36 protein-coding genes are annotated in these 23,724 nt (G+C 40.8%); all 36 read left to right on the top strand.

What is annotated here, in order from left to right; all coding sequences use genetic code 11:
• Window positions 1-9 precede the first annotated feature (9 nt).
• On the top strand, window positions 10-3,621 hold the full coding sequence (gene rpoC / locus ACUN28_RS00990; protein ID WP_016089672.1) for a DNA-directed RNA polymerase subunit beta': 3,612 nt from the start codon (window positions 10-12) through the stop codon (window positions 3,619-3,621).
• A 113-nt stretch (window positions 3,622-3,734) separates the two neighbouring features.
• On the top strand, window positions 3,735-3,983 hold the full coding sequence (locus ACUN28_RS00985) for a 50S ribosomal protein L7ae-like protein (RefSeq protein WP_016089671.1): 249 nt from the start codon (window positions 3,735-3,737) through the stop codon (window positions 3,981-3,983).
• A gap of 114 nt (window positions 3,984-4,097) precedes the next feature.
• Complete coding sequence (gene rpsL, locus ACUN28_RS00980) at window positions 4,098-4,520, top strand: 30S ribosomal protein S12 (protein WP_001142341.1); 423 nt, start codon at window positions 4,098-4,100, stop codon at window positions 4,518-4,520.
• 29 nt (window positions 4,521-4,549) lie between these two features.
• On the top strand, window positions 4,550-5,020 hold the full coding sequence (gene rpsG / locus ACUN28_RS00975; RefSeq protein WP_001137492.1) for a 30S ribosomal protein S7: 471 nt from the start codon (window positions 4,550-4,552) through the stop codon (window positions 5,018-5,020).
• Between the two features lie 208 nt (window positions 5,021-5,228).
• Window positions 5,229-7,307, top strand: a complete 2,079-nt coding sequence (gene fusA, locus ACUN28_RS00970; RefSeq protein ID WP_000196381.1) for an elongation factor G — start codon at window positions 5,229-5,231, stop codon at window positions 7,305-7,307.
• Between the two features lie 117 nt (window positions 7,308-7,424).
• Window positions 7,425-8,612, top strand: coding sequence for an elongation factor Tu (gene tuf, locus ACUN28_RS00965; RefSeq protein WP_001029617.1), 1,188 nt, complete (start codon window positions 7,425-7,427; stop codon window positions 8,610-8,612).
• Between the two features lie 399 nt (window positions 8,613-9,011).
• Entirely contained in the window at window positions 9,012-9,320 is a 309-nt protein-coding gene (rpsJ, locus tag ACUN28_RS00960) for a 30S ribosomal protein S10 (RefSeq protein WP_001040595.1), read from the top strand.
• 34 nt (window positions 9,321-9,354) lie between these two features.
• On the top strand, window positions 9,355-9,987 hold the full coding sequence (rplC, locus tag ACUN28_RS00955) for a 50S ribosomal protein L3 (protein ID WP_000160209.1): 633 nt from the start codon (window positions 9,355-9,357) through the stop codon (window positions 9,985-9,987).
• Window positions 9,988-10,012: 25 nt separating this feature from the next.
• Window positions 10,013-10,636 (top strand): 50S ribosomal protein L4, encoded by a 624-nt coding sequence (rplD, locus tag ACUN28_RS00950; protein ID WP_001127258.1) that lies wholly within the window; start codon window positions 10,013-10,015, stop codon window positions 10,634-10,636.
• Window positions 10,636-10,926, top strand: coding sequence for a 50S ribosomal protein L23 (rplW, locus tag ACUN28_RS00945; RefSeq protein WP_001205558.1), 291 nt, complete (start codon window positions 10,636-10,638; stop codon window positions 10,924-10,926). The genes rplD and rplW overlap by 1 nt, the downstream gene beginning before the upstream one ends.
• Window positions 10,927-10,954: 28 nt before the next feature.
• A complete protein-coding gene (gene rplB / locus ACUN28_RS00940) occupies window positions 10,955-11,785 on the top strand; it encodes a 50S ribosomal protein L2 (RefSeq protein ID WP_000511584.1) in 831 nt (276 codons plus the stop codon).
• A 60-nt stretch (window positions 11,786-11,845) separates the two neighbouring features.
• A complete protein-coding gene (gene rpsS, locus ACUN28_RS00935) occupies window positions 11,846-12,124 on the top strand; it encodes a 30S ribosomal protein S19 (protein WP_000124454.1) in 279 nt (92 codons plus the stop codon).
• 17 nt (window positions 12,125-12,141) lie between these two features.
• A complete protein-coding gene (gene rplV / locus ACUN28_RS00930; RefSeq protein WP_001148024.1) occupies window positions 12,142-12,483 on the top strand; it encodes a 50S ribosomal protein L22 in 342 nt (113 codons plus the stop codon).
• Window positions 12,484-12,486: 3 nt separating this feature from the next.
• Window positions 12,487-13,146 carry a 30S ribosomal protein S3 gene (gene rpsC, locus ACUN28_RS00925; protein WP_000529958.1) on the top strand — a complete coding sequence of 220 codons (660 nt, stop codon included), beginning with the start codon at window positions 12,487-12,489 and terminating at the stop codon, window positions 13,144-13,146.
• 1 nt (window position 13,147) lies between these two features.
• Complete coding sequence (rplP, locus tag ACUN28_RS00920; protein WP_000928969.1) at window positions 13,148-13,582, top strand: 50S ribosomal protein L16; 435 nt, start codon at window positions 13,148-13,150, stop codon at window positions 13,580-13,582.
• Complete coding sequence (gene rpmC / locus ACUN28_RS00915) at window positions 13,572-13,772, top strand: 50S ribosomal protein L29 (RefSeq protein ID WP_000855718.1); 201 nt, start codon at window positions 13,572-13,574, stop codon at window positions 13,770-13,772. The genes rplP and rpmC overlap by 11 nt, the downstream gene beginning before the upstream one ends.
• 20 nt (window positions 13,773-13,792) lie before the next feature.
• Window positions 13,793-14,056 (top strand): 30S ribosomal protein S17, encoded by a 264-nt coding sequence (gene rpsQ / locus ACUN28_RS00910; RefSeq protein ID WP_000004106.1) that lies wholly within the window; start codon window positions 13,793-13,795, stop codon window positions 14,054-14,056.
• A 43-nt stretch (window positions 14,057-14,099) separates the two neighbouring features.
• The gene (gene rplN / locus ACUN28_RS00905) at window positions 14,100-14,468 is read left to right on the top strand and encodes a 50S ribosomal protein L14 (RefSeq protein WP_000615912.1); all 369 of its coding nucleotides are present in this window, start codon (window positions 14,100-14,102) and stop codon (window positions 14,466-14,468) included.
• Window positions 14,469-14,506: 38 nt separating this feature from the next.
• Complete coding sequence (rplX, locus tag ACUN28_RS00900) at window positions 14,507-14,818, top strand: 50S ribosomal protein L24 (protein ID WP_000558201.1); 312 nt, start codon at window positions 14,507-14,509, stop codon at window positions 14,816-14,818.
• A 26-nt stretch (window positions 14,819-14,844) separates the two neighbouring features.
• The gene (gene rplE / locus ACUN28_RS00895) at window positions 14,845-15,384 is read left to right on the top strand and encodes a 50S ribosomal protein L5 (protein WP_001080829.1); all 540 of its coding nucleotides are present in this window, start codon (window positions 14,845-14,847) and stop codon (window positions 15,382-15,384) included.
• Between the two features lie 33 nt (window positions 15,385-15,417).
• Entirely contained in the window at window positions 15,418-15,603 is a 186-nt protein-coding gene (gene rpsN, locus ACUN28_RS00890; RefSeq protein WP_001085700.1) for a 30S ribosomal protein S14, read from the top strand.
• A 29-nt stretch (window positions 15,604-15,632) separates the two neighbouring features.
• Window positions 15,633-16,031, top strand: coding sequence for a 30S ribosomal protein S8 (gene rpsH / locus ACUN28_RS00885; protein ID WP_000245511.1), 399 nt, complete (start codon window positions 15,633-15,635; stop codon window positions 16,029-16,031).
• Window positions 16,032-16,063: 32 nt separating this feature from the next.
• Complete coding sequence (gene rplF, locus ACUN28_RS00880; RefSeq protein WP_000086553.1) at window positions 16,064-16,603, top strand: 50S ribosomal protein L6; 540 nt, start codon at window positions 16,064-16,066, stop codon at window positions 16,601-16,603.
• A 31-nt stretch (window positions 16,604-16,634) separates the two neighbouring features.
• Window positions 16,635-16,997 (top strand): 50S ribosomal protein L18, encoded by a 363-nt coding sequence (gene rplR, locus ACUN28_RS00875; RefSeq protein ID WP_000628818.1) that lies wholly within the window; start codon window positions 16,635-16,637, stop codon window positions 16,995-16,997.
• 21 nt (window positions 16,998-17,018) lie between these two features.
• Window positions 17,019-17,519 carry a 30S ribosomal protein S5 gene (gene rpsE / locus ACUN28_RS00870; protein WP_000554646.1) on the top strand — a complete coding sequence of 167 codons (501 nt, stop codon included), beginning with the start codon at window positions 17,019-17,021 and terminating at the stop codon, window positions 17,517-17,519.
• Between the two features lie 13 nt (window positions 17,520-17,532).
• Window positions 17,533-17,715 carry a 50S ribosomal protein L30 gene (gene rpmD / locus ACUN28_RS00865; protein ID WP_001085231.1) on the top strand — a complete coding sequence of 61 codons (183 nt, stop codon included), beginning with the start codon at window positions 17,533-17,535 and terminating at the stop codon, window positions 17,713-17,715.
• Between the two features lie 33 nt (window positions 17,716-17,748).
• The gene (gene rplO / locus ACUN28_RS00860) at window positions 17,749-18,189 is read left to right on the top strand and encodes a 50S ribosomal protein L15 (protein WP_000766083.1); all 441 of its coding nucleotides are present in this window, start codon (window positions 17,749-17,751) and stop codon (window positions 18,187-18,189) included.
• On the top strand, window positions 18,189-19,490 hold the full coding sequence (gene secY / locus ACUN28_RS00855) for a preprotein translocase subunit SecY (RefSeq protein ID WP_000490118.1): 1,302 nt from the start codon (window positions 18,189-18,191) through the stop codon (window positions 19,488-19,490). Before rplO ends, secY begins: the two co-directional genes overlap by 1 nt.
• Before the next feature lie 56 nt (window positions 19,491-19,546).
• Window positions 19,547-20,197, top strand: a complete 651-nt coding sequence (locus ACUN28_RS00850) for an adenylate kinase (RefSeq protein ID WP_001048996.1) — start codon at window positions 19,547-19,549, stop codon at window positions 20,195-20,197.
• A complete protein-coding gene (gene map, locus ACUN28_RS00845) occupies window positions 20,197-20,943 on the top strand; it encodes a type I methionyl aminopeptidase (protein ID WP_445423327.1) in 747 nt (248 codons plus the stop codon). The genes ACUN28_RS00850 and map overlap by 1 nt, the downstream gene beginning before the upstream one ends.
• A 68-nt stretch (window positions 20,944-21,011) precedes the next feature.
• Window positions 21,012-21,230, top strand: coding sequence for a translation initiation factor IF-1 (infA, locus tag ACUN28_RS00840; protein WP_001029884.1), 219 nt, complete (start codon window positions 21,012-21,014; stop codon window positions 21,228-21,230).
• A 35-nt stretch (window positions 21,231-21,265) separates the two neighbouring features.
• Window positions 21,266-21,379, top strand: a complete 114-nt coding sequence (rpmJ, locus tag ACUN28_RS00835) for a 50S ribosomal protein L36 (protein ID WP_000868344.1) — start codon at window positions 21,266-21,268, stop codon at window positions 21,377-21,379.
• Between the two features lie 21 nt (window positions 21,380-21,400).
• Window positions 21,401-21,766, top strand: a complete 366-nt coding sequence (gene rpsM / locus ACUN28_RS00830; RefSeq protein WP_000090790.1) for a 30S ribosomal protein S13 — start codon at window positions 21,401-21,403, stop codon at window positions 21,764-21,766.
• 24 nt (window positions 21,767-21,790) lie between these two features.
• Window positions 21,791-22,180, top strand: a complete 390-nt coding sequence (gene rpsK / locus ACUN28_RS00825; RefSeq protein ID WP_000101797.1) for a 30S ribosomal protein S11 — start codon at window positions 21,791-21,793, stop codon at window positions 22,178-22,180.
• Between the two features lie 180 nt (window positions 22,181-22,360).
• Window positions 22,361-23,305, top strand: coding sequence for a DNA-directed RNA polymerase subunit alpha (locus ACUN28_RS00820; protein WP_000569644.1), 945 nt, complete (start codon window positions 22,361-22,363; stop codon window positions 23,303-23,305).
• Between the two features lie 35 nt (window positions 23,306-23,340).
• Window positions 23,341-23,703: a 50S ribosomal protein L17 gene (gene rplQ, locus ACUN28_RS00815; protein ID WP_000331490.1), complete on the top strand. Its 363-nt coding sequence runs from the start codon at window positions 23,341-23,343 to the stop codon at window positions 23,701-23,703.
• Window positions 23,704-23,724: the final 21 nt, after the last annotated feature.

Here is a 23,724-nt window from a genome sequence, read left to right as displayed (position 1 = left end):
GTAGGCCCCTTGATAGATGTAAATAACTTTGAATATATGAAGATTGGACTTGCTTCACCTGACAAGATTCGTTCTTGGTCATACGGTGAAGTTAAGAAACCAGAAACAATTAACTATCGTACGTTAAAGCCTGAAAAAGACGGCTTGTTCTGTGAGCGTATTTTCGGACCACAAAAGGACTGGGAATGTCATTGCGGAAAATACAAACGTGTACGTTATAAAGGTGTAGTTTGTGATCGATGTGGCGTTGAAGTAACGCGTGCAAAAGTACGTCGTGAGCGTATGGGTCATATCGAATTAGCTGCTCCTGTATCTCATATTTGGTATTTCAAAGGTATCCCGAGCCGCATGGGACTTGTCTTAGACATGTCCCCTCGCGCGCTTGAAGAAGTAATTTATTTCGCTTCTTATGTTGTAACAGAAAGTGGAGATACACCACTTGATAAGAAGCAATTACTTTCTGAAAAAGAATACCGTGCATATCGTGATCGATATGGTAGCACATTCCAAGCTGCTATGGGTGCAGAAGCTATTAAAAAGCTATTACAAGACATCGATTTAGATAAAGAAGTAGACTTCTTAAAAGAAGAATTAAAAACAGCACAAGGACAACGCCGTACTCGTGCTATTAAACGTCTAGAAGTATTAGAAGCATTCCGTAACTCTGGAAATGAGCCATCTTGGATGATCTTAGATGTTCTACCAGTAATCCCACCAGAACTACGCCCAATGGTACAGTTAGATGGTGGACGTTTTGCTACTTCTGACTTAAACGACTTATACCGTCGTGTAATTAACCGTAACAACCGTTTAAAACGTCTATTGGACTTAGGTGCACCAAGCATCATCGTTCAAAACGAAAAACGTATGTTACAAGAAGCTGTAGACGCATTAATCGATAATGGTCGTCGTGGCCGTCCAGTAACTGGACCAGGTAACCGTCCATTAAAATCACTATCTCACATGCTTAAAGGTAAACAAGGACGTTTCCGTCAAAACTTATTAGGTAAACGTGTTGACTACTCTGGCCGTTCTGTAATCGTTGTAGGACCGAACTTAAAGATGTATCAATGTGGATTACCGAAAGAAATGGCGCTTGAACTGTTCAAACCTTTCGTAATGAAAGAGTTAGTTGAAAAAGGATTAGCACACAACATTAAGAGTGCGAAACGTAAAATCGAGCGTGTACAACCTGAAGTTTGGGACGTTTTAGAATCTGTGATTAAAGAACATCCAGTACTTCTAAACCGCGCACCAACACTTCACCGTCTTGGTATCCAGGCGTTTGAACCTACATTAGTAGAAGGTCGCGCAATCCGTCTTCACCCACTTGTATGTACTGCATACAACGCGGACTTTGACGGTGACCAAATGGCGGTTCACGTTCCGTTATCATCAGAGGCACAAGCAGAAGCTCGTATTCTTATGTTAGCGGCACAAAACATCTTGAATCCAAAAGACGGAAAACCAGTTGTTACTCCATCTCAGGATATGGTATTAGGTAACTACTACTTAACACTTGAGCGTGAGGGTGCAATCGGTGAAGGTATGGTCTTCAAAGATGCAAACGAAGCAATACTTGCATACCAAAATGGATATGTACATCTGCACACACGTGTGGCAGTTGCTGCAAGTTCAGTAAATAATGTAACGTTTACTGAAGAGCAAAAGGGTAAGCTTCTATTAACAACAGTTGGTAAATTAATATTTAACGAAATCTTACCAGAGTCGTTCCCTTATATTAATGAACCAACAAACTCAAACCTTGAAAAAGAAACACCAGCGGAATATTTCGTTGAAAAAGGTGCAAACATTAAAGAAATTATTGCTAGTCGCGAAGAAGTGGCGCCATTCAGCAAGAAAATCCTTGGTAACATCATTGCGGAAGTGTTTAAACGTTTCAAAATTACAGAAACGTCTCGCATGCTTGACCGTATGAAAAACTTAGGATTCAAATACTCTACAAAAGCTGGTATTACAGTTGGGGTATCTGACATTCTTGTATTAGGTGAAAAAGATGAAATTCTCCACGAAGCACAAGCAAAAGTAGATAATGTAATTAAACAATTCCGTCGCGGTTTAATCACGGAAGAAGAGCGTTACGATCGCGTTATCTCTATTTGGAGTAATGCAAAAGATGTTATCCAAGGAAAACTGATGAAATCCTTGAATAAACGCAACCCAATCTTCATGATGAGTGATTCCGGTGCCCGTGGTAACGCATCGAACTTTACTCAGCTTGCTGGTATGCGTGGTCTGATGGCCAATCCATCTGGTCGTATCATCGAACTTCCAATCAAATCAAGTTTCCGTGAAGGTTTAACAGTACTTGAGTACTTCATCTCTACGCATGGTGCACGTAAAGGTCTTGCCGATACAGCACTTAAAACTGCCGATTCTGGTTACTTAACACGTCGTCTTGTTGACGTTGCACAAGATGTAATTGTTCGTGAAGATGATTGTGGAACAGATCGTGGTTTATTAATTGGTGCGATTAAAGAGGGTAATGAAGTTATTGAGTCATTATATGATCGTCTTGTTGGACGTTTTGCAAGAAAAACTGTAAAACATCCTGAAACAGGTGAAGTATTAGTTGCTGAAAATCAATTAATTACTGAAGATATCGCTCATATTGTTGAAAATTCGGGTGTTGAAACTGTAAACATTCGTTCAGCGTTCACGTGTAACACTCGCCACGGTGTATGTAAGAAATGTTACGGTCGTAACTTAGCTACTGGTACAGACGTAGAAGTAGGAGAAGCGGTAGGTATTATCGCAGCTCAATCTATCGGTGAGCCAGGTACACAGTTAACGATGCGTACGTTCCATACAGGTGGGGTTGCCGGAGATGATATCACTCAAGGTTTACCTCGTATCCAAGAGATCTTCGAAGCTCGTAACCCGAAAGGTCAGGCAGTTATCAGTGAAATCGATGGTGTTATCGCAGCGATCAACGATGTTAAAGATCGCCAAGAAGTAGTTGTACAGGGTGAAGTTGAAGCTCGTACGTATGCTATTCCTTACGGTGCACGTCTGAAAGTAACTCCAGGACAGCCAATTAGCCACGGTAAAGAGTTAACAGAGGGTTCTATTGATCCGAAAGAATTACTAAAAGTAACGGACATTACGGCGGTTCAAGAATACTTATTACGTGAAGTTCAAAAAGTATACCGTATGCAAGGGGTAGAAATTGGTGACAAACACGTAGAAGTAATGGTACGTCAAATGTTACGTAAAGTTCGTGTAAGTGATGCGGGTGAAACAGATGTATTACCAGGAACATTACTAGATATCCATCAGTTTACTGATGCGAATGCGAAGGTGTTACTGCAAGGTAAACAACCAGCAACGGCTAGACCTGTTCTACTTGGTATTACAAAAGCTTCACTTGAAACTGATTCATTCTTATCTGCAGCGTCGTTCCAAGAAACAACTCGTGTCTTAACTGATGCAGCAATTAAGGGTAAACGCGATGAACTTCTAGGATTGAAAGAAAATGTTATTATTGGTAAACTTGTTCCTGCTGGAACAGGTATGAATCGTTATCGCAAAGTGGATCTTGTAAAAACAACACAAGGTGACATGAATGTAGAAAACGATGAAGTTTATGTGGAACAGTAAAATTTTCCGTCATAAATTTTGTATAAAAACAGTTAATCCTAGTTGACATTGTATGAGTCAAAATGTTACTATAAGCAAGGTTGCTCCTGAACGATGCTTTGGAGGATATTTATATGTCTTATCAAAAAGTGTCAAATGCTGAAAATGTAGTCGTTGGTCATAAACGCACATTGGAGGCAATCAAAAATGGTATAGTTAAAGAAGTTGTTATTGCGGAAGATGCTGATATGCGGTTAACCCATGTTATCATTCGTACTGCATTGCAACATAACATACCCATAACAAAAGTTGAATCAGTTCGTAAACTTGGAAAAGTTTCGGGGATTCAAGTGGGAGCTTCAGCAATAGGAATAATAAGTTAAAACTGTTTTTGTGAGGAGAGAGCATTTGCTCTCCCTTGCAAAAACTTTGTTTTCAACTAATAATGAACCACCTGGATATGTGGTCATACAAACATGCGAAGGGAGGATAATCAAATGCCTACTATTAACCAATTAGTGAGAAATGGTCGTACTGATAAAGTATGGAAATCTAAATCACCTGCGTTAAACAAAGGGTTCAACTCTTTAAAGAAAAAATCAACTGATATCTCTGCACCTCAAAAACGTGGTGTATGTACTCGTGTTGGTACAATGACTCCAAAGAAACCTAACTCAGCGTTACGTAAATACGCTCGTGTACGTTTAACAAACGGTATCGAGGTTACAGCTTACATCCCAGGTATCGGTCATAACCTACAAGAGCATAGCGTAGTATTAATTCGCGGTGGTCGTGTAAAGGATTTACCGGGGGTACGTTACCACATCGTTCGTGGTGCGCTTGACACAGCTGGTGTTGACAAACGTATGCAAGGACGTTCTAAATATGGTACTAAGCGACCAAAACCTGCTAAAAAATAATAACTTTGAAATGAAAGGAGGAACTCAATATGCCTCGTAAAGGACCTGTTGCAAAACGTGACGTGTTACCAGATCCAATGTACAATTCTAAGCTAGTAACACGCCTTATCAACAAAATGATGGTTGACGGTAAAAAAGGTAAATCTCAAACAATTCTTTATAACGCTTTCGATATCGTTCGTGAACGTTCAGATAAAGAACCAATGGAAGTATTCGAGCAAGCTCTTAAGAACATCATGCCTGTTCTTGAAGTACGCGCTCGTCGTGTTGGTGGTGCTAACTACCAAGTTCCAGTTGAGGTTCGTCCAGAACGCCGTACAACTTTAGGTCTTCGCTGGTTAGTAAACTATGCTCGTCTTCGTGGTGAAAAAACTATGGAAGAGCGTCTAGCTTACGAAATCTTAGATGCAGCTAACAACGCTGGTGCATCTGTTAAGAAACGTGAAGACACTCATAAAATGGCAGAAGCTAACAAAGCATTTGCTCATTACCGTTGGTAGGATTCAACGTAAAATAAATGTAAGCATAAACCGCTTTATTTGTCGCTTATGGAAGTGTGGAGAGGGAGAATGCCTCTCCCTTTCGTTGGGCGCTCGTTTTACATAATGAGGGTACTGGACATACTGACATGTGTAACAATATAAAGTGGCTTTTTTGCTACTTAAAATAAAAAAATCCAATCCATATATGGAAGGAGCAAGACACCAAATGACAAGAGAGTTCTCTTTAGAAAACACTCGTAATATTGGTATCATGGCTCACATCGATGCTGGTAAAACAACAGCAACTGAGCGTATTCTGTATTACACAGGACGTATTCATAAAATCGGTGAAACTCATGAAGGTGCATCTCAGATGGACTGGATGGAGCAAGAGCAAGAGCGTGGTATCACAATTACTTCTGCTGCAACTACAGCTCAATGGAAAGGTCACCGTGTAAACATCATTGACACTCCAGGACACGTAGACTTCACAGTAGAAGTAGAACGTTCTTTACGCGTACTTGATGGTGCGGTAGCAGTACTTGATGCACAATCTGGTGTAGAACCACAAACAGAAACTGTTTGGCGTCAGGCTACTACTTACGGTGTACCTCGTATCGTATTCGTTAACAAAATGGATAAGATTGGTGCAGATTTCTTATACTCTGTAGGAACAATCCACGATCGTTTACAAGCAAACGCACACCCAATTCAGTTACCAATCGGTGCTGAAGATGAGTTCAATGGTATCATTGACCTTGTTGAAGAATGTGCTTACATGTACGGTAACGATTTAGGAACAGACATCGAGCGTGTTGAAATTCCTGAAGAGCACAAAGAATTAGCTGCAGAATACCGTGGAAAACTTATTGAAGCGGTAGCTGAGCTTGATGAAGAAATGATGATGAAGTACCTAGAAGGTGAAGAAATCACTGTAGAAGAGCTTAAAGCTGGTATCCGTAAGGCTACAACTTCTGTAGAATTCTTCCCAGTAATCTGTGGTTCTGCATTCAAAAATAAAGGTGTTCAAATTCTGTTAGACGCAGTTATCGACTACCTACCATCTCCATTAGACGTACCTGCTATTAAAGGTACTCTTCCGGATACAGATGAAGAAATCGAACGTAAGTCTAGCGATGAAGAACCATTCGCAGCTTTAGCATTCAAAATCATGACTGACCCTTATGTTGGTAAGTTAACGTTCTTCCGTGTGTATTCTGGTGTGTTAAACTCTGGATCATACGTGAAAAACTCAACTAAAGGTAAGCGTGAGCGTGTAGGTCGTATCCTACAAATGCACGCTAACAGCCGTGAAGAGATTTCAACAGTTTACGCTGGTGACATCGCTGCTGCTGTAGGTTTAAAAGATACTACTACTGGTGATACTCTTTGTGACGAGAAGAGCCTTGTTATCCTTGAGTCTATGGAATTCCCAGAGCCAGTTATCTCTGTAGCTATCGAACCAAAATCTAAAGCTGACCAAGATAAAATGGGTACAGCATTATCTAAGCTTTCTGAAGAAGATCCAACATTCCGTGCTCACACTGACCAAGAAACTGGCCAAACAATCATCGCTGGTATGGGTGAACTTCACCTTGATATCATCGTTGACCGTATGCGTCGTGAATTCAAAGTGGAAGCAAACGTTGGTGCTCCTCAGGTAGCATACCGTGAGACTTTCCGCGCTGCTGCGAAAGTTGAAGGTAAGTTCGCTCGTCAATCTGGTGGTCGTGGACAATTCGGTCACGTTTGGATTGAGTTTGAACCTAATGAAGAAGGTAAAGGTTTTGAATTCCAAAACAAAATCGTCGGTGGTGTAGTTCCACGTGAATACATCCCAGCTGTTGGAGCGGGTCTTGAAGACTCACTTAAAAATGGTGTACTAGCTGGTTATCCACTAGTTGACATCAAAGCTGCGTTAGTTGACGGATCTTACCATGATGTCGATTCATCTGAGATGGCTTTCAAAATCGCTGCATCTATGGCGCTTAAAGCTGCGGTTTCTAAATGTAGCCCAGTAATTCTTGAGCCAATGATGAAAGTTGAAGTTGTAATTCCTGAAGAGTACATGGGTGACATTATGGGCGACGTAACGTCTCGTCGTGGACGTGTAGAAGGTATGGAAGCTCGCGGTAACGCTCAAGTTGTTCGCGCTATGGTTCCACTTTCTGAAATGTTCGGTTATGCGACAGCATTACGCTCTAACACTCAAGGACGCGGAACATTCTCAATGACATTTGATCATTATGAAGAAGTACCGAAGTCTGTTTCTGAAGAAATTATTAAAAAAAATAAAGGTGAATAATTGATTTTTATCGATTGTTCAAGTATAACTACTTATGTAAGCTTAGAAAGTGAGACTTAAGTTTCGCTTTCTAGTCTAAATATAAAATAACCTATATAAACTAAGGAGGAATTTAGAATGGCTAAAGCTAAATTCGAACGTTCTAAACCCCATGTTAACATCGGTACAATCGGCCACGTTGACCATGGTAAAACTACATTAACTGCTGCGATCACTACAGTTCTTGCAAAAGCTGGTGGTGCTGAAGCACGCGGATACGATCAAATCGACGCTGCTCCAGAAGAAAGAGAGCGCGGAATCACAATCTCAACTGCACACGTTGAGTACGAAACTGAAACTCGTCACTATGCACACGTTGACTGCCCAGGTCACGCTGACTATGTTAAAAACATGATCACTGGTGCTGCTCAAATGGACGGCGGTATCTTAGTAGTATCTGCTGCTGATGGCCCAATGCCTCAAACACGTGAGCACATCCTTCTTTCTCGTCAAGTAGGTGTTCCTTACATCGTTGTATTCTTAAACAAATGCGACATGGTAGACGACGAAGAACTATTAGAATTAGTAGAAATGGAAGTTCGCGACCTATTATCTGAATACGGATTCCCAGGCGACGACATTCCTGTAATCAAAGGTTCTGCTCTTAAAGCTCTTCAAGGAGAAGCTGATTGGGAAGCAAAAATCATTGAATTAATGACTGAAGTTGATGCTTACATCCCAACTCCAGAACGTGAAACTGACAAACCATTCTTAATGCCTATCGAGGATGTATTCTCTATCACAGGTCGTGGTACAGTTGCAACTGGTCGTGTAGAGCGCGGTATCGTTAAAGTTGGTGACGTAGTAGAAATCATCGGTCTTGCTGAAGAAAATGCTTCTACAACTGTAACTGGTGTAGAAATGTTCCGTAAGCTTCTTGACCAAGCTCAAGCTGGAGACAACATCGGTGCTCTTCTTCGTGGGGTTGCTCGTGAAGATATCCAACGTGGACAAGTTCTTGCTAAAACTGGCTCTGTAAAAGCTCACGCTAAATTCAAAGCTGAAGTTTTCGTATTATCTAAAGAAGAAGGTGGACGTCACACTCCATTCTTCGCTAACTACCGTCCTCAGTTCTACTTCCGTACAACTGACGTAACTGGTATCATCCAATTACCAGAAGGTACTGAAATGGTAATGCCTGGTGACAACATCGAAATGACTATCGAACTTATCGCTCCAATCGCTATCGAAGAGGGAACTAAATTCTCTATTCGTGAAGGTGGACGTACAGTAGGTTACGGTGTAGTTGCTACTATCGTTGAGTAATCTTAACTGATATAAAAAAACCCAAGGGATTTTCCCTTGGGTTTTTTGTTTGTATTTATATAATGAATGAAATGATATTTTTATATTTTGACGAGTTTCTTCTATAGTAATACAAAATCAATAAACTAAAATCCAGAAACTGTAAAATGAATTCTGTGAGATGAAAACTTGAAATTCTTTAAAGTGCCATGTATAATAGCAAAAGTAGAGAAAAGCAGATGCAAACAAAAAGATGCTTGCATCTAGACGAATAACATTGTATAATAGACAATGTTGGTCTTTGACTGCGATGAAGTGGAAGGTTGCTGACACACCCGGCCGCTTTGCCATGGCATGGTGTGGGGAAATTTCCATGGAGAAGGTCTATTTTAGAAATAGGCGAACGAAGGAGGGAAAATAATGGCAAAAGAAAAAATTCGTATCCGTTTAAAAGCTTATGATCACCGTATTCTTGATCAATCAGCTGAGAAAATTGTAGAAACAGCTAAGCGTTCTGGGGCAACAGTTTCTGGTCCGATCCCATTACCAACTGAGAAGACTATTTACACAATTCTTCGTGCTGTTCATAAGTACAAAGATTCTCGTGAGCAATTCGAAATGCGCACACACAAACGTTTAATCGATATCGTGAGTCCTACTCCACAAACAGTAGATTCATTAATGCGTTTAGACTTACCGTCTGGTGTAGATATCGAAATCAAACTATAATTTATATAACTTAAAAATGTAGGAGGTGTAACTCATGACCAAAGGAATCTTAGGAAGAAAGATCGGTATGACTCAAGTATTTGCTGAGAACGGTGAGTTAATCCCAGTAACGGTAATCGCTGCTAATCCAAACGTTGTTCTTCAAAAGAAAACAACTGAAACTGATGGCTACAATGCAATCCAGTTAGGATTCGAAGATAAACGTGAAAAGTTAACTAACAAACCTGAACAAGGCCACACTGCTAAAGCATCTACAACTCCTAAGCGCTTCATTCGCGAAATCCGCGATGCAGACGTGGACGGATTAGAGGTTGGTCAAGAGGTAAAAGTTGAAGTTTTCGCTGCAGGTGAAATCGTTGACGTAACAGGAATTTCTAAAGGTAAAGGTTTCCAAGGTGTTATCAAACGCCACGGACAATCTCGCGGACCTATGTCTCATGGTTCTCGCTATCACCGTCGTCCAGGTTCAATGGGGCCAGTTGCTCCAAACCGTGTATTCAAAGGTAAAAAACTTGCTGGACGTATGGGTGGAGACCAAGTTACTATCCAAAACTTAGAAATCGTTCAAGTTGACACTGAGCGCAACTTATTACTAGTAAAAGGTAACGTTCCAGGTGCTAAGAAATCTCTTGTAGTTGTTCAAGGCGCTGTGAAGGTTAGCAAATAATTCACAATAGGAAGGAGGAATTCCAATGCCAAAAGTTACTGTATATAACCAAACTGGTTCACAGGTTGGTGAAATCGAATTAGCTGAAGCTATTTTCGGTATCGAACCAAATGAAGCTGTACTTTTCGAAGCTGTAATGATGCAACGTGCATCTTTACGTCAAGGTACACACAAAGTAAAAACTCGTTCTGAAGTTCGTGGTGGTGGTCGTAAACCATGGCGTCAAAAAGGAACTGGACGTGCTCGTCAAGGGTCTATCCGCTCTCCTCAATGGCGTGGTGGTGGTACGGTATTCGGACCTACACCAAGAAGCTATGCGTACAAACTTCCTAAGAAAGTTCGTCGTTTAGCAATCAAATCTGCATTAGCTACTAAAGTAGTTGAGAACAACATTGTAGTTCTTGAAGACCTAGTGTTAAATGCACCAAAAACAAAAGACATGCTAGCAGTACTTAAAGGATTAACTGTTGAGAAGAAAGCTCTTATCGTAACTGCTGATGCAAACGAATCTGTAGAGTTATCTGCTCGCAATATCCCTGGAGTAACAGTAATCACTGCTGATGGCGTAAACGTTTTAGACGTGCTTCATCATGATAAGCTAATCATGACAAAAGCGGCAGTGGAAAAAGTAGAGGAGGTGCTTGCATAATGAGAGATCCTCGTGATATCATTAAGCGCCCAGTTATCACTGAACGTTCTATGGAAATGATGGCTGAAAAAAAATACACGTTCGATGTGGACGTTAAATCTAATAAAACAGAAGTTAAAGATGCTCTTGAAGCGATCTTTGGTGTTAAAGTAGAAAAAGTGAACATCATGAACTACAAGCCGAAAGCAAAACGCGTTGGTCGTCACGCTGGTTTTACTAGCCGTCGTCGTAAAGCAATCGTTAAGCTAACTGCTGACAGCAAAGAAATCGAAATCTTCCAAGGCGTTTAATTCTTACTAAAGAAGGAGGGAAATTGAGATGGGAATTAAAAAGTATAATCCAACTACTAACGGTCGTCGTAACATGACTACGAATGATTTCGCTGAAATCACGACTGACAGACCCGAAAAGTCATTACTTGCTCCTTTAAGCAAGAAGGCTGGTCGTAATAACCAAGGTAAAATTACTGTACGTCATCAAGGTGGCGGACATAAGCGTCAATACCGTATCATCGACTTTAAGCGTAACAAAGATGGAATTCCAGGACGCGTTGCTACGATCGAATACGATCCAAACCGCTCTGCGAATATCGCATTAATTAACTACGTTGACGGTGAAAAACGTTACATTCTTGCTCCTAAAACTTTAGAAGTAGGTATGGAAGTTATGTCTGGCCCTGAAGCTGACATTAAAATCGGTAACGCATTACCATTAATCAACATTCCAGTAGGTACTGTTGTTCATAACATCGAGCTTAAGCCTGGTCGTGGCGGACAATTAGTTCGTTCTGCTGGTACATCTGCTCAAGTACTTGGTAAAGAAGGAAAATACGTACTTGTACGTTTAACTTCTGGTGAAGTACGTCTTGTATTATCTGCTTGTCGCGCTTCAATCGGTCAAGTTGGTAACGAACAACACGAACTTATCAAAATCGGTAAAGCAGGTCGCTCTCGCTGGTTAGGTAAACGCCCAACAGTTCGTGGTTCTGTAATGAACCCGGTTGATCACCCACACGGTGGTGGTGAAGGACGTTCTCCAATCGGACGTAAGTCTCCAATGTCTCCATGGGGTAAACCAACTCTTGGATTCAAGACTCGTAAGAAAAACAAAGCGTCTGACAAATTCATCGTTCGTCGTCGTAAAAAATAATGGGATTGTAGTACGGTTCATTTCCAGAACCGTACGCCAATCACGAAGGGAGGCACCAAAATGGCTCGTAGCTTAAAAAAAGGACCATTTGTCGATGATCACTTAATGAGCAAAATGGAAAAATTAGTTGCATCTGAGCAAAAACAAGTTGTTAAAACTTGGTCTCGCCGTTCAACAATCTTCCCTCAGTTCATCGGACACACAATCGCTGTATATGATGGTCGTAAACACGTACCTGTGTACATCACTGAGGATATGGTTGGCCATAAGTTAGGTGAATTCGCACCAACTCGTACGTATAAAGGTCACCTTGCTGACGATAAGAAAACTAGAAGATAATGAGAGGAGGCACTTCAATGCAAGCTAAAGCAGTAGCGAGAACAGTTCGTATTGCTCCTCGTAAAGTTCGTTTAGTAGTAGACTTAATCCGAGGTAAGCAAGTGGGTGAAGCGATTGCTATCCTTAACCACACACCAAAAACTGCTTCTCCAGTTGTAGAGAAAGTTTTAAAATCTGCAATCGCAAATGCAGAGCACAATTATGAGATGGATATTAACAACCTAGTTGTTGAAAAAGTTTTCGTTGACGAAGGTCCAACGTTGAAACGTTTCCGTCCACGTGCAATGGGTCGTGCAAGCCAAATTAACAAACGCACAAGCCACATTACAGTTGTGGTATCAGAAAAGAAGGAGGGATAATCGATGGGTCAAAAGGTTAATCCAATTGGTCTTCGTGTCGGCGTTATCCGTGATTGGGAATCTCGTTGGTTCGCAGAGAAAGATTACGCTACATTATTACATGAAGACATCAAAATCCGTGAGTACATTACTGTACGCTTAAAAGATTCTGCTGTTGCTAAAGTAGAAATCGAACGTGCAGCAAATCGTGTAAATGTTACAATTCACACTGCAAAACCTGGTATGGTAATTGGTAAAGGTGGTACTGAAGTTGAAGCACTTCGTAAAGCTCTTAACCAATTAACAGGCAAGCGTGTACACATCAATATTTTAGAAGTTAAGAGAGCTGATCTTAACGCTAAATTAGTAGGCGAAAACATTGCTCGTCAATTAGAAAACCGTGTATCATTCCGTCGTGCACAAAAGCAAGTTATTCAACGTGCTATGCGTGCAGGTGCTAAAGGTATTAAAACACAGGTTTCTGGTCGTCTTGGCGGAGCTGATATCGCTCGTGCAGAATCTTACAGTGAAGGAACTGTTCCACTTCATACACTTCGCGCTGATATTGACTATGCAGCAGTTGAAGCTGATACAACATACGGTAAATTAGGCGTAAAAGTATGGATCTACCGTGGAGAAGTCCTTCCTACAAAAAAGAAAGCTTCTGAGGAAGGAGGAAAATAATATGTTAATGCCAAAACGCGTAAAATATCGTAGAGAGCATCGTGGTAAAATGCGTGGTCGTGCAAAAGGTGGAACTGAAATTGCTTTCGGTGAATTCGGTTTACAAGCACAAGCTGCTTCATGGATTACAAACCGTCAAATCGAAGCTGCTCGTCGTGCAATGACTCGTTACATGAAACGTGGCGGTAAAGTATGGATTAAAATTTTCCCTTCTAAGCCTTACACTGCAAAACCTCTAGAAGTACGTATGGGTTCCGGTAAAGGGGCACCAGAAGGCTGGGTAGCAGTAGTAAAACCTGGGAAAATTATGTTCGAAATCGCGGGTGTATCTGAAGAGGTAGCACGCGAAGCATTACGTCTTGCAGCTCACAAGTTACCTGTGAAATGTAAATTCGTAAAACGTGAAGAAAATGGTGGTGAATCTAATGAAAACTAATGATATTCGTGAATTAACCACTGCCGAAATCGAAACAAAAGTTAAAGCTTTAAAGGAAGAATTGTTCAATCTTCGCTTCCAACTTGCTACAGGACAATTAGAGAATCCAACTCGCATTCGTGAAGTGCGTAAAGCAATCGCTCGTATGAAAACTGTAGTTCGTGAAAGAGAGATCGGAATTAATCGATAAATTGAGGGGAGGTTTGCATAGTGAGCGAACGTAACCAACGCAAAGTTTATACTGGTCGTGTTGTGTCTGACAAAATGGACAAAACGATTACAGTTTTAGTTGAAACTTACAAAACTCATTCCTTGTACGGAAAACGTGTTAAGTATTCTAAGAAGTACAAAGCCCATGATGAGCAAAACCAAGCGAAACTTGGCGATATCGTTAAAATCATGGAAACTCGCCCGCTTTCTGCTACTAAGCGTTTCCGTTTAGTTGAAATCGTTGAAGAAGCGGTTATTATCTAAATAGACGAATCGGAATTTTTAGTCCGAAGGGAGGTTTCATAACATGATCCAACAAGAATCTCGTTTGAAAGTTGCTGACAACTCTGGTGCACGTGAACTTTTAACAATTAAAGTATTAGGCGGCTCTGGTCGTAAATATGCTAACATTGGTGATATTATCGTTGCTACGGTAAAACAAGCAACACCAGGTGGCGTTGTTAAAAAAGGTGACGTTGTTAAAGCAGTAGTAGTACGTACGAAGAGCGGAGCTCGTCGTCCGGACGGTTCTTACATCAAATTTGATGAAAACGCAGCGGTTATCATTAAAGACGATAAGAGCCCACGTGGTACTCGTATCTTCGGACCAGTAGCTCGTGAATTACGTGATAGCAACTTCATGAAGATCGTTTCTTTAGCTCCAGAAGTTCTATAATTTAAGGTATTGCCTTGCTAAGGAGGTGCAGAATTAAGATGCATGTAAAAAAAGGTGATAAAGTACAGGTAATCACTGGAAAAGACAAAGGAAAACAAGGCGTTATCCTTGTGGCTTTCCCAAAGCAAAACCGTGTTATCGTTGAGGGTGTTAACATCGTTAAAAAACACTCTAAGCCATCTCAATTAAATCCACAAGGTGGAATTATTACTAAAGAAGCACCTATTCACGTTTCTAACGTTATGGTTTTAGATCCGAAAACAGGTGAACCTACTCGCGTAGGCTTCAAAGTAGAAGATGGTAAAAAAGTTCGTATTGCAAAAAAATCTGGTGAATTATTAGATAAATAATTTTCTTAAGAAAGGAGGTCACTTCATTGAATCGCCTTAAAGAGAAGTTCCAAAAGGAAATTACTCCTGCTCTAGTGAGCAAGTTTAACTATAAATCTGTGATGGAAGTACCGAAAATCGAAAAGATCGTAATCAACACTGGTGTTGGTGACGCGGTATCTAACTCAAAAGCTTTAGACAATGCAGTAGAAGAATTAACACAAATCGCAGGTCAAAAACCTGTTGTAACTCGTGCTAAAAAATCAATCGCTGGTTTCCGTCTTCGTGAAGGTATGCCAATCGGTGCGAAAGTAACTTTACGCGGCGAGCAGATGTATGAGTTTTTCGACAAATTAGTATCGGTTTCTTTACCACGTGTACGTGATTTCCGTGGTGTTTCTAAGAAATCATTTGATGGTCGTGGGAACTACACATTAGGTGTTAAAGAGCAACTTATCTTCCCTGAGATCGATTATGATAAAGTAAGCAAAGTCCGCGGTATGGACATCGTAATCGTTACTACAGCGAAAACTGATGAAGAAGCTCGTGAACTTTTAACACAATTCGGTATGCCATTCCAAAAATAATGGAAACCAACGCTAAGTAGAGGAGGCGAAAACGTGGCTAAAAAATCTATGATAGCGAAACAAAAGCGTACTCCTAAGTTTAAAGTACAAGAGTATACACGTTGCGAACGCTGCGGTCGTCCGCATTCTGTATACCGCAAATTTAAGCTTTGCCGTATTTGTTTCCGTGAACTTGCATATAAAGGTCAAATTCCTGGTGTTAAAAAAGCTAGTTGGTAAAACCCACAAATGGGAAGGAGGTAAAACACATGGTGATGACAGATCCAATTGCAGACATGCTTACTCGCATCCGTAATGCGAACATGGTACGTCATGAGAAATTAGAGGTTCCTGCTTCTAAAATCAAAAAAGAGATCGCTGAACTTTTAAAACGTGAAGGTTTCATTCGTGATGTAGAATACATCGAGGATAACAAACAAGGTATCCTTCGTATTTTCCTGAAATACGGTGCAAACAATGAACGTGTAATCACTGGATTAAAACGTATCAGTAAACCTGGCTTACGCGTTTACGCTAAAGCTGATGAAGTACCACGTGTACTTAACGGATTAGGTATCGCTCTTGTTTCTACATCTAAGGGAGTAATGACAGACAAAGACGCTCGTCAATTACAAACTGGTGGAGAAGTAGTAGCATACGTTTGGTAATATATATTTAAAACGAACGGAGGTGTGACCACATGTCTCGTATTGGTAAAAAGATTCTTGAAATCCCTGCAGGTGTTACTATTACAATTGCAGAAGACAATACTGTAACAGTAAAAGGCCCAAAAGGTGAATTAACTCGTAAATTCAATGCTGATATGTCTATCAAAATTGAAGAAAATACACTAACAGTTGAGCGTCCATCTGAACAGAAGGAACACCGTGCATTACACGGTACAACTCGTGCTTTAATCGGAAACATGGTTGAAGGTGTAACTACAGGTTTCGCACGCGGACTTGAATTAGTCGGTGTTGGTTACCGTGCTCAAAAACAAGGAGATAAACTTGTATTAAGCGTAGGTTATTCTCATCCAGTAGAAATGACTCCGGAAGCAGGTCTTGAAGTTGAAGTACCTGTACCAACTAAAATCGTAATCAAAGGTATCGACAAGCAACGTGTTGGCGAATTTGCTGCTAACATCCGTGCTGTACGTGCTCCTGAGCCATATAAAGGTAAAGGTATTCGTTACGAAGGCGAAGTTGTTCGTCGTAAAGAAGGTAAAACTGCTAAGTAAACCCGTTAGGTGAGAGAAAGGAGTGACAAGAATGATCACTAAAGCTGATAAAAATGCGACTCGTAAGAAAAGACATGCACGTGTACGTGCTAAACTTACTGGTACTGCAGAACGTCCACGTTTAAACGTGTTCCGTTCTAATCAACATATTTACGCTCAAGTTATTGATGATGTGAATGGTGTAACGTTAGTAAGTGCATCTACTCTTGATAAAGACCTTGCTCTTAACGGTACTAGCAATACTGAAGCTGCTACGAAAGTAGGAGAATCAGTTGCTAAGCGTGCTGTAGAGAAAGGCGTTAAAGAAGTAGTATTTGATCGCGGTGGTTACTTATACCATGGCCGTGTTAAAGCTCTAGCTGAAGCTGCTCGTGAGGCTGGATTACAATTTTAATGGTCAAAGGAGGGAAAATTGATGCATCGCATTGACCCAAGTAAATTAGAACTTGAAGAACGTGTAGTTACGATAAATCGTGTCGCGAAAGTTGTTAAGGGTGGTCGTCGTTTCCGCTTTGCTGCACTAGTTGTAGTTGGCGATAAAAACGGTCATGTTGGATTCGGTACTGGTAAAGCACAAGAGGTACCAGACGCAATCCGCAAAGCTATCGAAGACGCTAAGAAAAACTTAATCGCTGTACCATTAGTTGGTACAACAATTCCACACACAATCAACGGTCATTTTGGAGCTGGTGAAGTATTCTTAAAACCTGCTGCTGAAGGTACTGGTGTTATTGCAGGTGGACCTGTTCGTGCGGTACTTGAATTAGCTGGTGTACAAGATATTCTTTCGAAATCTCTTGGTTCTAACACACCAATCAACATGATTCGCGCTACTGTGAACGGATTAAGCGAACTTAAGCGCGCTGAAGATGTTGCAAAATTACGCGGTAAATCTGTAGAAGAGCTACTAGGTTAAGGAGGGAAAACAAATGGCGAAAAAGTTAGAAATTACCCTCACTCGTAGTGTAATTGGTCGTCCACAAGATCAACGTGCGACGGTAGAAGCTTTAGGTCTTAAAAAGTTGAATTCAACTGTAGTTAAGGAAGAAACTCCTGCTATTCTTGGTATGATCAACAAAGTTTCTCACCTTATAACTGTAAAAGAAGCTTAAGGATAACTCATTAATATAAGGAGGTGCCTGGGAATGAAACTTCATGAATTAAAACCTGCAGAAGGTTCTCGTAAAGTACGTAACCGTGTCGGTCGTGGTATCGGTTCTGGTAACGGTAAAACTGCTGGTAAAGGTCATAAAGGACAAAACGCACGTTCTGGTGGCGGTGTTCGTCTTGGCTTCGAAGGTGGTCAAACTCCATTATTCCGTCGTTTACCAAAACGCGGCTTCACAAACATTAACCGTAAAGAGTTTACTATTGTAAACTTATCAACGTTAAATCGTTTTGAAGATGGTACAGAAGTAACACCTGAATTATTGCTGGAAACTGGCGTTATCAGCAAGTTAAACGACGGTGTTAAAATTCTTGCAAGCGGAGCAGTAGAGAAAAAATTAACTGTTAAAGCGCACAAGTTCTCTTCAAGTGCTAAAGAAGCAATTGAAGCAGCTGGCGGATCAGTTGAGGTGATCTAATGTTTCGTACAATCTCCAACTTTATGCGCGTTGCTGAGATAAGACGTAAAATATTATTCACTTTAGCGATGTTAATCGTATTCAGGATTGGCACGTTTATCCCAGTGCCATTTACAAATGGAGACGTACTGAAAGCACAAGATCAATTAAATGCCTTAGGTATCCTAAATACATTTGGCGGTGGCGCCTTGAAAAACTTCTCCATCTTCGCGATGGGAATCATGCCGTATATTACAGCATCCATCATCGTGCAATTATTGCAGATGGATGTTGTTCCTAAATTTTCGGAATGGTCGAAGCAAGGTGAAATGGGCCGTCGTAAACTAACGCAATTCACGCGTTACTTTACAATTGTTCTTGCGTTTATTCAGGGGTTTGGTATGTCAATCGGTTTTAACGGTATGGTAGGTGGACAATTAATTTTGAATCCTGGTTGGAGCACTTATTTATACATTGCTACGGTACTGACTGCTGGTACTGCATTTTTAATGTGGTTAGGTGAACAGATTACAGCTAAAGGTGTAGGTAATGGTATTTCCATCCTTATCTTTGGCGGTATTGCCGCAGCGATCCCAAGTGTTATATCTCAAGTGTATCAACAACAGTTTCAAAATATCGGAGATCAATTGTTCATGAGTATCGTTAAAGTTGCGTTGATCTTACTAGCTGTGCTAGCGGTTATTGTTGGTGTTATTTTCATTCAACAGGCTGTTAGAAAGATCCCAATTCAATATGCGAAGCGTGTAACAGGAGGGAATGGGAATCATGCTGGAGCACAAAACACACATTTACCGCTTAAGGTAAATAGTGCGGGTGTTATTCCAGTCATTTTTGCTGTTTCATTCTTAATTACGCCTCCAACTATTGCACAGTTCTTCCCGAAGCATGATGTATCGCAGTGGATCATTGCAAACTTTAACTATTCTCACCCAGTGGGAATGATCATATATGTTGCGCTCATTGTAGCCTTCACATATTTCTATGCGTTTGTTCAGGTTAATCCAGAGCAAATGTCAGAGAATCTAAACAAACAAGGTGGATATGTTCCAGGTATTCGTCCGGGTAAGAATACGGAACAATATCTAACAAAAATCTTGTATCGTTTAACCTTTGTAGGATCAATTTTCCTAGCAGCGATTGCAATCTTACCAGTTATCTTTACGAAACTGGGAAATCTTCCTCCATCTGCACAGATTGGTGGAACGAGTATGTTAATCGTTGTCGGCGTTGCTTTAGAAACAATGAAGCAGCTAGAAAGCCAACTGGTAAAACGCCATTACAAAGGGTTTATCAAGCAGTGAGTAAGTGGGAAGGTTTGTCTTCCCTACATGCTCATGTACTCTGAGGGGGAACAAGGATGAACTTAATTTTAATGGGGCTTCCTGGTGCTGGTAAAGGTACACAAGCCGAACAGATTGTTGCCAAGTATAACATCCCTCACATTTCAACAGGAGATATGTTCCGTGCAGCTATGAAGGCTGAAACTGAAATGGGTCTACAAGCAAAATCTTTTATTGATAAAGGTGCGCTTGTTCCAGATGAAGTTACAATCGGAATCGTTCGTGAACGTTTAAGTCAAGAAGACTGCGTAAGAGGTTTCTTACTAGACGGTTTCCCACGAACTGTTGCACAAGCATCAGCTCTTGAAGAGATTATGAAAGATCTTGGTAAAAAAATCGACTATGTTTTAAACATTAATGTGGATTCAGGGTTGTTATTAAAACGCCTTACAGGCCGTCGCATTTGTAAAGAGTGCGGTGCGACTTACCACTTAGAATTCAATCCACCAGCAAAAGCTGATGTGTGCGATAAATGTGGTGGCGAATTATATCAACGCTCTGATGACAATGAAGAAACTGTGGCAAATCGTTTAGATGTAAATATTAAGCAAACAAAACCTTTGCTTGATTTCTACGAGGAGCTTGGTTACTTACAAAGCATTAATGGTGAGCAAGATATCAATAAAGTATTTGCTGATATCGATGTTCTCATCGGAGGCTTAGCGTAATGATCATCTGCAAAACTCCTCGCGAGATAGAAATCATGCGAGAAGCTGGCAGGATCGTTGCTTTAACTCATCAAGAGTTGAAACAGCATATTACTCCAGGAATTACAACGAAAGAGCTCGATCAAATAGCGGAAAAGACGATTCGAAAATATGGTGCTACGCCATCTTTTAAAGGATACAACGGATTTCCGGGGAGCATATGTGCTTCTGTAAATGAAGAGCTTGTACACGGAATTCCAGGGAAGCGCAAGCTCGAAGAGGGCAATATCATCAGTATCGATATTGGTGCGAAATACAATGGGTACCATGGAGATTCTGCATGGACGTATCCAGTTGGAAACATTTCTGAATCTGTTCAAAAGCTACTTGATGTCACAGAAAAATCGTTGTATCTTGGTCTAGAACAAGTAAAACCAGGCGAAAGATTATCAAATATCTCACATGCGGTTCAAACCCATGCTGAAGAGAATGGGTTCTCGATCGTTAGGGAGTATGTTGGTCACGGAATCGGGCAAGACTTACATGAGGACCCTCAAATCCCGCACTATGGTCCACCAAATAGAGGCCCTAGATTAAAGCCGGGAATGGTCATCTGTGTTGAGCCGATGGTGAATCAAGGAAGACGATATGTAAAAACACTATCTGATGACTGGACAGTGGTAACGGTAGATGGTAAATGGTGTGCCCACTTTGAGCACACGATTGCTCTTACAGAAGCAGGATACGAAATCCTTACCACTTTATAAGTAGCTGGCTCTCCGGGATTTCAGAGCAGTGTAAAATGTTACTGATTTGAAGAAGGGAGAACTATTGAATGGCTAAAGATGATGTAATTGAAGTCGAAGGTACCGTTCTTGAAACGTTGCCAAATGCTATGTTCAAAGTAGAATTAGAGAATGGGCATGTCGTATTGGCTCACGTTTCTGGTAAAATCCGTATGAACTTCATTCGTATTTTACCAGGAGACAAAGTTACGGTAGAATTATCTCCGTACGATTTAAATCGTGGTCGTATTACGTACCGTTTTAAATAATATAGCACTCCGTAATCTTTAAGGAGGTTCGAGACATGAAAGTAAGACCGTCAGTTAAACCAATCTGCGAAAAATGTAAAGTTATTCGTAGACGTGGAAAAGTAATGGTTATTTGTGAAAACCCTAAACATAAACAAAAACAAGGTTAATCAGAAGGAGGTGCATTCAGAATGGCACGTATCGCAGGTGTAGATATTCCTCGAGACAAACGCGTTGTTATTTCTTTAACTTACGTATTCGGCATTGGTCGCACAACTGCTGAAAAAATTCTTACTGAAGCTGGTATTTCTTCAGAAACACGAGTTCGTGATTTAACGGAAGACGAACTAGGACGTATCCGTGATATCATCGATCGTATTAAAGTTGAGGGAGACCTTCGTCGTGAAGTATCTCTTAACATTAAACGTCTAATGGAGATCGGTTCTTACCGTGGTCTTCGTCACCGTCGTGGTTTACCAGTTCGTGGTCAAAACTCTAAAAACAATGCTCGTACACGTAAAGGTCCACGTCGTACAGTAGCAAATAAAAAGAAATAATAAGTAAAGGAGGTTGAACTAACAATGGCACGTAAAACAAACACTCGTAAAAAACGTGTGAAAAAGAATATTGAAGCTGGTATAGCTCATATTCGTTCTACTTTCAACAACACAATCGTAACACTTACAGATACTCATGGTAACGCACTTTCTTGGTCTAGTGCTGGTGCACTTGGTTTCCGTGGATCTCGTAAGTCTACTCCATTCGCTGCGCAAATGGCTGCTGAAGCTGCTGCTAAAGTTGCAATGGAGCACGGTTTAAAAACTTTAGAGGTTACTGTTAAAGGTCCTGGTGCTGGTCGTGAAGCTGCAATTCGTGCTCTTCAAGCTGCAGGTCTAGAAGTAACAGCAATTAGAGATGTTACTCCAGTTCCTCATAATGGATGTCGTCCACCAAAACGTCGTCGTGTGTAATTTTTCTGTATAGAATTTTCCCTTTTGTCTATAATGGATATGATGCATTATCGAGAAATTTCGTACAGAAACATCGCTTGTTGTGCACAATCGGGAACTGCCTAAGGGGGACTTTCGGTTAGACAGGGGGTATCCCTTTGTTTAACCGGGGTTTCGACGTTTTGAAGGAGGGTTTAGTTAATGATTGAAATCGAAAAGCCGAAAATCGAAACGGTTGAACTTAACGAAGATGCTAAATATGGTAAATTCGTAATTGAACCGCTTGAGCGTGGATATGGTACTACTTTGGGTAACTCCTTACGTCGTATTCTTTTATCCTCACTCCCTGGTGCCGCTGTTACTGCCATCCAAATCGATGGCGTATTACATGAATTTTCAACAGTTGAGGGCGTAGTAGAAGACGTTACGACGATCATCTTAAACTTGAAAAAGTTAGCTCTTAAAATCTACTCTGAAGAAGAGAAGACGTTGGAAATTGATGTACAGGGCGAAGGTATTGTCACAGCTGCTGATATTACTCACGATAGTGATGTAGAAATCTTAAATCCAGATTTACACATTGCAACGTTAGCAAAAAATGCGCATTTCCGCATGCGTTTAACTGCAAAGCGTGGCCGTGGGTATACGCCAGCTGATGCAAATAAAAGCGAAGATCAACCAATAGGAGTAATTCCTATTGATTCTATTTATACTCCAGTATCACGTGTAACTTACCAAGTGGAAAAGACACGTGTCGGACAAGTGGCTAATTATGATAAGCTTACGCTTGATGTATGGACGGATGGAAGCATCGGGCCAAAAGAAGCTATCTCTTTAGGTGCCAAAATCTTAACTGAGCATTTAAATATCTTTGTTGGTTTAACTGATGAAGCACAAAATGCTGAGATTATGGTCGAGAAGGAAGAAGATCAAAAAGAGAAAGTTCTTGAGATGACTATCGAAGAACTAGATCTTTCTGTTCGTTCTTATAATTGCCTAAAACGTGCAGGAATTAATACTGTACAAGAGCTTGCGAACAAAACAGAAGAAGATATGATGAAAGTTCGTAACTTAGGACGTAAATCCTTAGAAGAAGTTAAACATAAACTTGAGGAATTAGGTTTAGGTTTACGTAAAGACGACTGAGGATTTAAACCCATCAACAAAGGAGGGAACTACGAATGGCATACAGAAAATTAGGCCGTACAAGTGCGCAACGTAAAGCTATGTTACGTGATTTAGCTACTGATTTAATTATCAACGAGCGCATCCAAACGACAGAAACTCGTGCAAAAGAACTTCGTTCTGTAGTGGAAAAAATGATCACTTTAGGTAAACGCGGAGATCTTCATGCTCGTCGTCAAGCAGCAGCTTTCATTCGCAATGAAGTAGCTAACGCTGAGACTGGTCAAGATGCACTTCAAAAATTATTCGCTGATGTAGCTCCACGCTATGCTGAGCGCCAAGGCGGATACACTCGTATTGCAAAAATTGGTCCACGTCGCGGAGACGCAGCACCAATGGTAATTATCGAGTTAGTATAATGATAATTAAAAGGGCAGGAC

Source organism: Bacillus sp. WC2507 (genome assembly GCF_052656125.1).
The sequence above is the reverse complement of the archived record's forward strand: the minus strand, read 5'-3'. Positions and strand labels throughout refer to the sequence as shown.